Annotated in this window: 12 protein-coding genes; 4 read left to right on the plus strand and 8 right to left on the minus strand. The window is 64.5% G+C overall.

The window, feature by feature from the left end; translation table 11 throughout:
- The first annotated feature begins 410 nt into the window (after window positions 1–410).
- Window positions 411–1,430, plus strand: coding sequence for a glycosyltransferase family 4 protein (locus tag AWC07_RS23560; RefSeq protein WP_084293251.1), 1,020 nt, complete (start codon window positions 411–413; stop codon window positions 1,428–1,430).
- Window positions 1,431–1,434: 4 nt separating this feature from the next.
- Here the strand turns inward: AWC07_RS23560 and AWC07_RS23565 are convergent, their stop codons facing one another.
- Entirely contained in the window at window positions 1,435–2,502 is a 1,068-nt protein-coding gene (locus tag AWC07_RS23565; protein ID WP_051507761.1) for a polysaccharide deacetylase family protein, read from the minus strand.
- Window positions 2,503–2,803: 301 nt separating this feature from the next.
- Between AWC07_RS23565 and AWC07_RS23570 the strand changes: the two genes are divergently transcribed.
- Window positions 2,804–3,826: an FkbM family methyltransferase gene (locus AWC07_RS23570; RefSeq protein WP_084293253.1), complete on the plus strand. Its 1,023-nt coding sequence runs from the start codon at window positions 2,804–2,806 to the stop codon at window positions 3,824–3,826.
- A gap of 93 nt (window positions 3,827–3,919) precedes the next feature.
- A complete protein-coding gene (locus tag AWC07_RS23575; RefSeq protein ID WP_244187680.1) occupies window positions 3,920–4,666 on the plus strand; it encodes a class I SAM-dependent methyltransferase in 747 nt (248 codons plus the stop codon).
- Window positions 4,667–4,695: 29 nt separating this feature from the next.
- Here AWC07_RS23575 and AWC07_RS23580 read toward each other — a convergent pair whose 3' ends face one another.
- The 5 genes from AWC07_RS23580 to AWC07_RS23600 all read right to left on the minus strand — a co-directional run bounded on the left by AWC07_RS23580 (window position 4,696) and on the right by AWC07_RS23600 (window position 10,331).
- On the minus strand, window positions 4,696–5,370 hold the full coding sequence (locus AWC07_RS23580) for a class I SAM-dependent methyltransferase (RefSeq protein ID WP_036408844.1): 675 nt from the start codon (window positions 5,368–5,370) through the stop codon (window positions 4,696–4,698).
- 168 nt (window positions 5,371–5,538) lie between these two features.
- Window positions 5,539–6,297 (minus strand): class I SAM-dependent methyltransferase, encoded by a 759-nt coding sequence (locus tag AWC07_RS23585; RefSeq protein ID WP_244187681.1) that lies wholly within the window; start codon window positions 6,295–6,297, stop codon window positions 5,539–5,541.
- 76 nt (window positions 6,298–6,373) lie between these two features.
- The gene (locus AWC07_RS23590) at window positions 6,374–7,495 is read right to left on the minus strand and encodes a glycosyltransferase family 4 protein (RefSeq protein ID WP_036408846.1); all 1,122 of its coding nucleotides are present in this window, start codon (window positions 7,493–7,495) and stop codon (window positions 6,374–6,376) included.
- Window positions 7,492–8,916 (minus strand): O-antigen ligase family protein, encoded by a 1,425-nt coding sequence (locus AWC07_RS23595; RefSeq protein ID WP_208622461.1) that lies wholly within the window; start codon window positions 8,914–8,916, stop codon window positions 7,492–7,494. Before AWC07_RS23595 ends, AWC07_RS23590 begins: the two co-directional genes overlap by 4 nt.
- Before the next feature lie 32 nt (window positions 8,917–8,948).
- On the minus strand, window positions 8,949–10,331 hold the full coding sequence (locus AWC07_RS23600) for a tyrosine-protein kinase domain-containing protein (protein WP_036408849.1): 1,383 nt from the start codon (window positions 10,329–10,331) through the stop codon (window positions 8,949–8,951).
- A 328-nt stretch (window positions 10,332–10,659) separates the two neighbouring features.
- Here AWC07_RS23600 and AWC07_RS23605 point away from each other — a divergent pair, with 328 nt between their 5' ends.
- Window positions 10,660–11,454, plus strand: coding sequence for an FkbM family methyltransferase (locus AWC07_RS23605; protein ID WP_036409848.1), 795 nt, complete (start codon window positions 10,660–10,662; stop codon window positions 11,452–11,454).
- Between the two features lie 355 nt (window positions 11,455–11,809).
- Here the strand turns inward: AWC07_RS23605 and AWC07_RS23610 are convergent, their stop codons facing one another.
- On the minus strand, window positions 11,810–12,097 hold the full coding sequence (locus tag AWC07_RS23610) for a hypothetical protein (RefSeq protein WP_208622462.1): 288 nt from the start codon (window positions 12,095–12,097) through the stop codon (window positions 11,810–11,812).
- Window positions 12,098–12,099: 2 nt separating this feature from the next.
- Window positions 12,100–12,441, minus strand: coding sequence for a hypothetical protein (locus AWC07_RS23615; protein ID WP_036409846.1), 342 nt, complete (start codon window positions 12,439–12,441; stop codon window positions 12,100–12,102).
- Window positions 12,442–12,630 lie beyond the last annotated feature (189 nt).

The raw sequence follows: 12,630 nt of genomic DNA on the forward strand, positions 1-12,630 counted from the left end.
CATCACTGGCAAACGGGTGGTCCCATGACCGTGGCTAAACCCTGCTCAAACCGGTCCCATCACGGTGGCGGTCGACATGATTTTTAGCCCAAGTGGTTGCGGGTCGGCGGTGGCAAGGCGCCCGTGTGCATTGCCCGCTCACACGAAGTACGTGTGGCTTGGGTCGAAAGGGCGAAGTCCTCCATGATGAATTGCTAGAGTTCCGGCTAATCACGGTGTCGCGGTAGCAGCCGAGATGAAGTGGCCGCCCGGACCCAGCCAGTAACCAGGAGGCGTCGTCGTTGCCAAGACTACGGCTCCGCGAGAACAACCCAGGTGCAGACCAATCGATAGCAGCAGGGCCGGTCCGCTATCCGATCCGGGTACTCACGGTAGGGACCGCGCCGACTGGACCCAACAGCCGCGGCGGCATGGCGGCGGTAACGAAATTGCTAGTCGAGGACAACGACCCGCGGTTTCACATCCGCTCCGTTCCTACCTACGTCGATGACTGCCTGCCCGCTTGGCTATGGACGGGTATCTCGGGCATGCTCAAGGCTTCGGCGCTGCTGTTGGCCGACGCGGTCGACGTACTGCATGTCCACTTTTCGTTGCGCGGCAGCGTCGTCCGCAAGTCCTTACCGCTATTCGTCGCGCGAATGCGGGGCATCCCGACGATCGTCCATTGTCACAGCTCGCACTTCTTCACCTGGTTCGACAGGCTGCCGTCGCCGCTGCGCCGCGCCGTACGCGCCGCGCTGCGCGCCGACTATGTGGTGCTGCTGGGAGAATCTCATATGGTGGCGTCCTCCGCGAGACTCGGATTCGAGGTGTCCAAAGCCCGACTCCTCTACAACCCCGTGGTCATGCCTCCCGATGCGCCGTCGCCGCGCACCCGCCGGCCATTGTCGGCGGTGTCTTTGGGCAGATTGGGCACCAACAAGGGAAGCTACGACCTCGTCCGGGCAATCGGCTTGCTGCCCAACGATATTCGGCCCAACCTGCGGATCACGTTGGCCGGTGACGGCGAGGTGGAGCAGGTACGTGAGTTCGTCCGCGCCAATGGGCTCGACGACACCATCGACGTCGCCGGGTGGGTCGGCCCTGCAGACAGGGACCGGCTGCTGGCCGAATCGGCGATCTTCGTGTTGCCCAGCTACAGCGAGGGTCTTCCGATGGCGTTGCTGGAGGCGATGGCCAACGGGGTGGTACCGGTGATTACGCCAGTGGGCGCGATACCGGAAGTGGTGGCCGACGGGGTGAACGGCATGCTCGTCAAGCCCGGCAATCCCGGACAGCTGGCGGCGGCGCTGCAGGAGCTCATCGTCGATGACGAGTTACGCAGTCGTCTGGCCGCGGCCGCTTACGCGCGCGCCGGCAAGTTCGACGTTGAGCGCTGGCGGGAAGCACTGCATGACGTGTGGCTCGCCGCCGCATCGCGGCGCCGCTAGGGTTTCAGCCTGCGCCGGCCATCCCGCGGCTACCGCCAAAGCGACGCGGCAGCCCGCCGGAGACCGTGAGCCGAAAGTAGTCGAACGACGAATCGCTGCCGACCGCCAACCGCGGCAATGCCAGCGGGTCACAGCGTCGATGGGCGAATCCCGCCGTGGTCGTCAACGCCCAGCGCACGCCACGCCGGCGCAAGACGTCTTTGGCGCGGGCGTCGAAATCCTGTGGCCGACCATTAGGGTAAGCGAAAATCGTTGGGGGCCAACCAGTCTCACGCTCGATCGCCGCACAGGAATCCACGATCTCCTGCTCGACCTTGTCATCGCTACAGCGGGCGAGGATCGGGTGGGTCACCGTATGCGGATACAGCGTCACCAAGCCTTCGCTGGCGATCTCACGCGCTTCGTCCCAGGAGAGCATCCGGAACGGACCGCTGTCGCCGCCGTCGGGGTAGCCCAGCACCCGGAGCACCTGGTCCAGCACGGCAATCCGTTGCGGGTCGGCAAGGCTTTTCAATCGCTCGACCGTGGTCGCGTAGACCGCACCGCGGTTAGCGGTACCGGCAAGCGATCGAGTGCCCAGCCCCAGGACGGTCAGATCGACCCGAGTCGCATTGGTGCGGGCGATCGCCAGCCAAAGCCGGTCGGGCCACAGGGCTTCGTCACTGCCAATCAAGCCCGTCGCCAGGAACACCGCCGCGGGCAGTTTCAGATCGCGCAACACGGGGACCGCATGCGTGGCGAGGTTACGGGTTCCGTCGTCGAACGTTATCGCCATGGCGCGCGGCGGCAACGTCCCTGCCGCAAGGCGATCGAGGGCCTCGTGGAGCGGAAGGACATTGAAGTGCTTGCGGATGTACTCGAGTTGACGTCGGTACAGCACCGAGCCGAGCACATGCCAACATGCCGGCGACAGCGGTTCGCTTTCCACACCGTGGAACATCACGATGGCGAGCAGGTTGCGGTGTCGCCGCCGGGCGAATGTCGGAACACCGGCGGCACACAGCATTCCAGCCGCAAAGTTCTTGAGGGAGGCGCGGGTCGCGGGCGGCGCGAGGTCCCTAAGTCGTGCCATCACCCATCGAACTCTAACGACCGCTCCCTGGGTCGGGCTGCAACTTTGTGTTCGGATTGTTCGCCAGGTGGCACGGTGTTGCGCGGGTGCGGTCGAGGACCCGCCGGGGATGGACCGGGTGTCAATTGAATTTGCTGCAATGGCCATCTTCCAGAAAGGCGCCCGGTATTGTGTGTCGGTGCCTGCCTTCGACACGGTGGTCGACGAGGACGTCCTTAGCTGCCCGCGTTGGGCCACCCCGGTTCGTCGTACAGATGGCCGGCGGTGATGCGCCATTGTTTCGGCGCGACTGAAACGCGTGATGACTGGCGCCGTCGCGGAGTGGAATCTGCTGTTTACCCAGAGCACCACAGCAACCGGCGGTGATCGATTGAGCAGCACACCATGGGACATCATCTCACCGTCGCGGCTTACCCACATCGTGGATGTCGGAGCCAGCCGGCGTTGCGGCGACTGGCCGTATGCGTCGATGCTCAACGCGGGCCTGTGTTTTGTGACAGGGTTCGAGCCGGGCCGGGAGGCGTTGCTCGAGTTGCAAACCCAGTGCGGCCCCAACGAGCGCTACCTGCCGTTTGCGCTGGGCGACGGCAGCTCCCAGACCCTGAAGGTCTGTCCGGCACCAGGGGCGATGACCAGCCTGCTCGAACTCGACCCGCTGACGCAGGGGCTGTTCAGTCTCTTCGATCGGTTCGGCCAGGTCATCGAGCGCGTCCCACTGGACACCCGCCGACTCGACGACATCCGCGAAATCGAGCATCTCGATTTGCTGAAGATTGACATCCAGGGAGGTGAGCTGGCCGTCTTTCAAAATGGGCGCAGCAAGCTGGCCGACGCGGTGGCAATTCAGACCGAGGTGTCATTTATTACCCTGTATCAACACCAGCCCCCATTCGGAGAGGTCGATTTGGAGCTGCGGCGTCAGGGTTTTGTTCCGCACTGCATCCCCGGCGACGTGAAGAAATGGGTGATCGGCGACTTCGCGGTCGGTGACCCCTTCCGGCCGCTGAATCAGATCTTGGAGACCGATATCGTCTATGTGCGCGACTTCGTCCATCCGGACGGGATGACCGACGAGCAGCTGAAGCATCTGGCGATGATCGCGCATTACTGCTATGGGTCGTTCGACCTCGCGTTGCGGTGTGTGCGGTTGTTGGAGGACAGGCGCGCGGTGGAGGCGGGGAGTTCACGCCGGTATCTGCGGCTTTGCCGGCGGACTGCTGGTTACAAGCGAGCGATCTGGTGGGCGCACTACAGTGCGGCCCGGCTGAAGTATCGGTTGAAGGCATGGGCCAATCCGGCCACCTCCGCCGATGGTCTTCGCTGAAGTGGCGCGGCCAACGGGTGACGTCCGCAGCCGCCGCTACGGTTTGGGTCACGGACGGGAAGCCGGTCGTCAATGAAACTTGCGGAGGATCAAGTGCGTACTCGGACGGAATTGCAGACCGTCGACACCTACAACGAGGAAGTGACGCTCGTTTCGTCGATCATCAAAGGTCTTGGCGGCCCACTGGAGATCCTGGAAGCCGGTTGCGGGCTCGACTGGCCACTCGATCTCGAAGGCGTCGACTATCGGCTGACCGGCATCGACCTGGATGCCGATGCGCTCCAAAGCCGTATCGACAAGATGGGAGACCTGGACGATGCGATCATCGGCGATCTGACGGTGCCAGCGACAATTCCGCCCGGCCGCTACGACGTCATCTACAACTCGTTCGTGCTCGAGCACATACCTGACGCCGAGAGCGCCCTGATGAACATGGTCAACGGGCTCAAATCGAAAGGGCTGCTGGTGCTGCGGATCCCGGACCGGGACTCAGTATACGGCTGGACCGCAAGGCGGATGCCCTTCGGGGTTCATGTCGCTTATTACCGGTACTTCGTTCGTTACCCGGGCGCTGGCAAGCCGGGCCACTCGCCGTTTCCCACCTACTATTCGCCCCTCATTTCCCGTGACGGGATACGCGACTTCTGCAGCAGAAACGGATGCTCCATCTTGGAAGAGCGCGGCCACACCTACTATGTGCGCGGCACCGGTGCTCGGGTCCGGGTGATTCGGGCATACGCGAAAGCCTTGTCGGCCTTGTCGTTTGGCGCTCTCGCCTGGCGGCACAACAATCTCACCTACGTCATACGCAAGTCGCCGCCTGGCCAGATCGACGGATGATCAAGCTTCATCCCCGGCGACCGAAAAACCTACGCCGGTCCGGTTTGAATGGCGACCAGCGACTTGACCAATCCGGCAAACCGTTCGTACCAGATGGTCGACGACGGGAAGTATCGACGCATCTGCGAAATACCAATCAAATCAATCTCATCGACCTGTTCCTGCGCCTCCGCACGAGTGCGCGTTCGAATGTGGCCGCGGTTCCAGTGCATCGATATCTGCACGCGCGCCTCGTAGGGCAACCATTGCATCCCGGGAAAAAGCCAGTGCGGTTCGATCGGAAAATAGCGATACGGTGTCTGCACCCAATGGCGGTCGGCCAGCGAGCGGACGTTGTCAGCCAATCGTTGGCGCCGCACGTGGCCGCCCACATGTTCGAGCAGCGAATTGGAATACACCAGATCGAAGTGGGTGCTCGCGATCGCGGCGGGCAGGTCACACGCGTCCGCTTGGATCGCGACGATACCCTTGGCCGGACCCTTGACCGGCGACTCCTGCGGCAGCAGGTTTACCACCGTGACCGATGTCGGCAGCACCGGCGCCAATCGCCACGACTCGGGTGTTCCGCCGAGGTCCAGCACTCGCATTTCCCGCAACGACGGGAAGGTCTCGATGAGGTGCCGCCACCGTCGCGCCCGAGCGCGCCCGGACAACGATCGTCTGGAATTGACGCCCGTAGCGGCATCCCGCAACCAGGTTGACATTCGCCCCGACTCTTTGAGGTCGCCCGTCCATGAATCTGCATTGCGGCGTTCGAAACACCTGCAGCCGGCAAGTGCCGCGTAGCGAGAGTAATCTGTCGCGCCGCCGTCCGCAAGAGCGCAATGTATTCAGACATAAAGCGAGACTGGGCAATTCCGGCCGGAATCGCCTTATGACGATCGGACGCCGAAGACGGCATAGATACTGACCGTGGTAAATCGGTCGAGCCGCCGAAACCGCTTGCGGGCCTTCTCGAGTACCGGCAGTAACCGTTTGTCGCCGCAGTTGTAGGCCAGGCGAATCATCCGCAGCCCGCTGTCGTCGAACGCGGCCCGGAACTGGTCGGGGGTATTGCCGTTGAGGCCGATGTCCAAGAGCGAGCCCACCGGATGTCCGTTGTGCCGGGCGGCGGCCGCATACACCACGCGCTTGGGCAAAACCGCGTGCGCCCACGGCACTTTCAGCCCGGTGCGACCATGGTCGCCGTAGGGGCTGTAATACAGCGGGCTGAAACCTGCGTAGAGAATTCCCTGCGGCCGGGCCAGTTGCTTGTCGAGCGCCTTCAGCAACGACGCGACGTCCGGGGCATGCTCGAAGGTGTCCTTGGAAACGATCACATCGAACGGCTCGGTCACCGGGAGGGACATCGCATCGGCCGTTCGGAATGTCACCCGGTCGAGCAGCTGGGGAAATTCCTGCACCACCTTGCGGTTGGCGAATGCGATGAGGTTCTCGTCCAGATCGACACCCAGCACGTTGGCCCCCGCTTGAGCCATTTCGATGGACAGCGCTCCCAGGCCGCAGCCGACATCGAGAACGCGTTTGCCGGCCCAGTCCGGGGCCGCGACTCCCAACCGGCGCCAATACTCTTTGTTGGACTCCGTCTGCAATTCGAAGAACTGCTCGGCGTACTCTTCGCTTTGCGTCAACGCGGCGCTTCCTGTCTGTGCGATGGTGTGGCAACTGAATTTAGCCGGTTCACCGATACGGTCGACACGAATCCACCTACCGCGAAAGCGCTGCCGACGTGCTCGCCAGGCGGGTCCACAGCTGCGTCAGCCGCTGATACCAACGGTCGAGTCCGAAGTCGCTCGCCCGCTCGCGTGCGGCGCCGCCAAGGCGCGCTCGCAGCTCCGCGTCGGTCACCAGTGCGCTCAGCGCTTCGGTAATCTCACCGGGGCAGCCGGGGCGGACGGTCAGGCCGTCGACGCGATCACTGACCACCTCCCCCATGCTGCCCACCATCGTGGTCACCGGCGCCAGCCCGTACGCCATTGCCTCCAGCAGCGCCACCGGCAGACCTTCGTTGTAGCTGGGCAATACGAAAACATGTGCACCGCAGAGCAATTCGTCGCGTGCCTCGGGGTCCAGCCAGCCCGCCACGCGAATCGTCGCATCCAGCCCGGCGCTGCTGACCGCCGCGCGCACCTCGTCGACGTCGCCGTCGCCGGCCAGCGTCACCCGCAGCCGGCTGCGTACCGTCGCGTCGAGCGAGGCGACGGCGGCGATCACGTCATAGCTGCCCTTGCGTGCGCCCAGCCGACCCAATGACACCGCATGGACCGGCTCCGCACCGACTTGGGTCACCGGTGTGTCCGGAATCCGGACTGCGTTGGGTAACACGCTGATTCGGCTGTCGGCCAACCGCAGCCGGCTGGCGTATTCATCGAGCTGGCGCTCGCCCAGCACCAGCCAGCAATCGGCGGCCAGCATGTGCCGCACCGCGGCCTGGACCAGCGGCGGCAGTCGATCGAACCAGCCGCCGAAGTCGTAGCTGTGGGCGTGCACCACCGTAGGTATGCCGGTTAGCCGCGCCGCCCACAGCGGGAGTGCCTTGCGGATCACGCTTCCGCCGTGTGCCAGGTGAATGTGCAGGACATCGGGGTGCCCGCGCAGCACCAGCCAGGTGGCGCGCACCATCCCGTGGACCCCGACCCACAGCCGCCGCCACCGGGGTTCGTCGACGAACGTCGGCACCACAGTGATCCGGATCCGCTCGTCGGGATGTGCCGCCATGAGCGCGATCACCGCAGCCATGCCGCCCCGGCTGTCCGCCGCGATCGGCGCCGGACCCACCACCAGCACCCGCAGCCGGTCGTCCACCGACATCTCCCCGACCGAATTCACCCGAGCCCACCGGTGAGCACCGGCGCCGTCGACTCCGCTTCCGGGGCGCTGGGCCGCGCGCCGGCGAACCCCATCGTCGCTCCCAGGGCCAGACCCAGTGAAACGGCGTCCGTCGGCATCTCCGGCAACGGCCACACGGTGGACATCGCGAGGAGGCCGGCGCTGACCGCCGCACTGATCTTCGCCGGCGCCGAGGCCCGGCGCAGCGCCCGAAACAGCGGCGTCAGCGCGAACACGGCAAACGCCGCCATGCCCACCGCCCCAGCCTTGGCTAGCCACCACAGGTAGAAGAGATGGGAGTAGGTCGGATAGAACTTCATAGTGAACTCGTTCGGGTCGTTCCCGTACGGCTGCTGATAGGCGTAGCCCAGACCGTGGCCGAACACCGGCGCCTGGGCGATCGCGCGGTCGAGGTTGTCAACTTCGCGCAGCCTGTCCAACGTCGATGGGTCCACCGCGAGCGCCCCCGTCGAAACCCCGCCGAGCACCCGTCGGTTGAATGCGCTGAACTGCTCGGCGGCCCACGCCCCGGTCGGCGAACCCTTCAGCAAGAACAGCGACCACGCCACCGTCGCCGTAATGACGACCGCGCCGATCGCGGTGAGGGTGACCGATCGGCGCAGGGTTGACCAGCTGAAGCCGGCAAGCAAGACGACGACGGCGGCCACCGCGAAAGAGATCAACGGGTTTCGGCTGAATGACAGCAGCGTGATGATCAACGCGGGTGGGCCCAGCGCCAGATACATTGCGGGCCTGGCTCCCCCGACGATCGCGGCGGCGATCAGTGCGGTCAGCACGGCGGTGGCCGGTGTCTGGGCCGACAGGATGATCCGGAGGGCCTCGCCGGCGCCGGTACCCTGCACGGTTTCCGCCCGGCCGGCGAGCCGGATGGCATGAAACGAACCCACGATCGCCATGGCCGCCGAAAACCACAGAATCACGGCCATCGCGCGGATCGACCCGGTGACGTAATTGCCCTTCACGATCAGCAACGCAAGGATGAACCCGGCGACCATTTCGAGCAGCGTCGTCGATTCACGGATCACCACCCAGGCGGCGTGTCCGGCGGCGAAGCCGGCCACGGTCGAAAACACCACTATCAACGTGAAGATCCCCGGCAGGACGAAGTCGGAGAATCGCGGTTTGACGACGGGGATCAGGTAACAGATCGCCAGCACCAGGGCCGCCTGGTAGGCGTAGATCACCGCCGGGCCGACGACCTTGCCGACATGCAAGCCGGCCGGCAGTGCCGCGAACGCCCAGAAAAGCGCGACCCAGACCATCGCTTCGGGCTTTGCCCAGTACACGACCAGGCTGAAGATCGCGCCGATCAGCATCAGTCCCTGGCCGGTCTGGCGTACCGCGAACACACCGACCAGAAAGCACCCGAACAGAAAAGCGGCGAACACTGCTCCGGTCATCACCAAGCGATGGCGATCCCGCAGGTAGAGAATCACGGCGACCCGCTGACCTTTGCCCGATAGATCCGAGCCGCGGCTCTGGTGTGCCGGGGCACTCGGGCGTCGGTCAGCACGGTGCCGGCGAGCTGCGCGCCGGCCGAGCGCAGCGCGGTCAGCGCGTCGTTGAGTTCCTCGACGGTCGTGCGCCCCGCCCGCACCACCAACACCGTGGCCTGAACGCCGCCGGCCAGTAGGCCGGTGTCGGCCGTCGCCAGCACCGGCGGCCCGTCGACCACCATTCGGTCGAAACGCGACGACAAGTTGGCCAGCAGGGTGTCGATCACTTCCGGCAGATAGGCGCTGCAGGGCGAGGTCTCGCGGCGGACGAATCGAGACGCGAGGATGAACAGCTTCGAAATCGGCGTGGGTTTCACGGTTTCGGCGGCAATAGCGGGGTTGGCCAGCGCGTTGGCCAGTCCCTCCCCCGATTCGACCTTCAGCAAACCGGCGATCACGGGTCGGCGGGTATCGCCTTCGACCAACAGAACGTCTTCGCCGAGTTCGGCAAGCGCCAGCGACAAGTTGAGTGCTGTCGTCGTGGTTCCTTCGCCGCCGAACGGCGCTGCCACCAACACGCGACGGGCCTCAGGTCCGATGGCCCTGAGCAGTCGAGCGCGCAAGCCGCGCACCGCGTCGTCGGCCGTGACGTCGGTGCCGAATCGCGGTGTGGTGCCGTGCTTTCCGGGCAGCTCGGCCAACGTCGGCAGACCGGAAAGTTGTTCCAACTTCCCGCGGGTGCGGACGGTGCGATCGCTCGCCTCCCGGGTCAAGGCCACTGCGATGCCAAGCAGCGCCCCGGCGGTGAGTCCCATCGCCATGTTGCGCAGCGGCATCGGCCTGCTCGGACGGCTGGGTATCTCGGGCTGCTTGACGACGATCGCTGTGGCCATCGGCAGCGGCTTCGGCGGCTGGGGTGCGTCCCGGCCCTGCGGACGCGCGTTCACATCGAGGGTCGGGACCAGTGTGGCAAACGAATCGGCCATCGCTCCGGCGAGCAGCGCGGCCCGCTTGGGATCGGTATCGGTGACGGTGATCGTGAACAGCATCGATTTCGGGGTGTACCTCACCTGGGTGTTGCTCACCAGGGTGTCGCCGCTGATCGGGAGTTGCAGCCGACTGACAGCGCGCTCTGCCACGGCACGCCCACCGGCAATCTCGGCGTACGACGACAACCGGTCTTGTGCAGCCTGCCCGCCCCAGTACACCTCGGTGACGTCGGTCGCCCCGGCAATCGAGATGAGAACGGTGGCCGAGGACTGGTAAGCCTTGTTTTGGAAGAGGGTGACGGCTGCCGCGCCGGCCAGACAGGCCAGCAACGCGGCCGCGACGAGTTTCCAGCGTGTGTGGAGGGTCTGAACGAAGGTGCGGAAATCCATCCACTGCCCTTTCTTGACCCGATGCCATCCGAATAGGGCCCATACTGTTCACTGCGCACCCGCCGCACTGACCGCGAGCACATTATGCAGCATCGTCGTGCAACGTATCGTCAAGATCGCTGCGTACGGCCGAGGAATCGAAAATTTAGATGACGCCCGGTATGCCGCGCCGTGGCTCGCCTGCCTGGCAGGACAGGTAGGGAGTCGGTGAGCATAGCCTGGGATCCAAGCCGTGGCGGATGTTCACGCCCCGCAACCCCATAGCCGTGGCGGATACCCCTGGAAACCAGCCGCTGATCGCGAGGAAACACTGCTGAAGACAACACGAGTGCCCGTAGCACGTGCGGTCAAACGATGGCTCGCCCCGGCAGCGAAAGCTGTCGCGCCACGCTTGTTCTGGCGGCGGAAATACCGTTTGCTACAACGTCTGGGCCAATCCCGCCCGGACGTGCGGCTGGCGGCGTCGTTATGCGATTCGGACCGCGTTTCGCTGGACATCGGAGCCGACGTCGGCGAGTTCACGATCGCGATGTTGGCGTCGTCGCGGTCGGTCATTGCGTTCGAGCCCCGGCCGGCCCAGGCCCGCGACCTGGCGGCCATGTTCGCTGCGGTCGGCGCCGCGGTGCGGGTCGAAGCCGTGGCGCTGTCGGACAAACCCGGCGTGACCGCCATGCGAGTCGTCGACTCCGAACCGGGCCGGAGCACGATCGACACCGACAACGTCCTCGGCGACGTGGATGGCAGCAGCATCCGGTGCATTTACGTGCCGGTCAAGCGCCTCGACGATCTGCAGCTGGATGACCTCGGCCTGATCAAGATCGATGTCGAGGGCCACGAACTGGCCGTGTTGCGCGGCGCCGCGGAAACGCTCAGGCGCAACCGGCCGACGATTCTGGTGGAAGCCGAGGAACGCCATCGCCCCAACGCCGTTGCCGAGATCACCGCGTTGTTGACCGGCTTCGGCTATGCGGGCTACTTCGAACTCGGTGACGCTTCGCTGCCGGTCGAGGAGTTCGACCCGACGCAACATCAGAACCCGGCAAACATCGGCGGCCTGGAGGACCTGTGGGCGGTCCACGGCGTCTACGTCAACAACTTCGTGTTCGCGCCTGCGGAGGGGTAAGGCTCACACCCTGTGTCTGTGGAGCTAAGGGGATTCGAACCCCGTGCCGATCCTGCGGAAATGGCCTCTGAGCTGGTGGTCTATGGGATTTTGTGTTGTTACGCGGATCCTCTGGGTGCTTGGGATATGCCCCGGCGTGTTACGCGACGTAACGTTGCCGGCCCCAACTCACCCTCACCGAGGGGTCGCGATATGCCGCGTCGTCTCCGCGGGCTCGTGCCAGTAGCAGCGGAGCGCACCTCGCCGAGCGCGTACCAGTCATTCAGATCAATGTAGACGTTCTGGCAATCAGCCTCCGGCATGGCAACTCATGAACTAGTCCGCTATCAACCCGTTCCCACAGAGGAGGCTCAACTTAGCGGCGGCGTGCTGGGTGGTGTTCGAAATACTCCACGAGGGCGCGGCGCACCAGCTCAGACTCCGAGTCGGCCTCGTGGTTCTTGACGCGGTGGCGCATTTCGATGCGGATAGCGGCGGGCAACCGCACCGGAAGTGCTGGAGTTTTGCCCTCGCTAGGCGTGCCTTTAGTAGGCCGCCCCATGCGGAGCGTTGCGCCGAGTTCCATCGGACCACGAACGGTGTATTCGCCGGCTTCGACGGCTCGGCTCATCTCTTCGTAGTCTTTGGCACTTCTCTTCGCCATGGTCAGATCTCCTCTCCTCGTCCGTATTGCGGGCCGATGTAGGGGCGTTGTGGCGACAGGTCGTCACGTAGGTCGATGATTCCGCCGGACATTTCGAAGACCTCGTGGGCCACGCGGGGTGTGAGGACCATAGCGTGGAACACCGCCCACGTGATGCCGCCTTCATCTTCGGCTGCGATCTCGAGCCAGGGTTCGTTTTGCATCCCTCCGATGAACATGTAGGTGTCGGCGTCGGCGTAAGCGGTCGTGATGCCATACCGCAGAAGCGGATAGGAGATCACCGCGCGGATCTCATCGCCGGTGATGCTGTGCTGCCAGGCGGTAGGAAGCGGTTTGATCCGCACCCCAATTAGTGTAATGCCCTTTTCGAGATAGTGCAATACACTTTCCATGACTTTACCACTGCCATGTTGGGCGGCGGAATCTCAGCTAGCTCACGACTGCTGAAGCTAAGAGGAGCCGATCGGCGCAAGACGGACTGAGGAAACCAGATTCAAGTGCCGGTTTTTTGTTACAGGCGGTATTACTCCGAC

This window comes from Mycobacterium gastri (assembly GCF_002102175.1).
GTDB lineage: Bacteria > Actinomycetota > Actinomycetes > Mycobacteriales > Mycobacteriaceae > Mycobacterium > Mycobacterium gastri.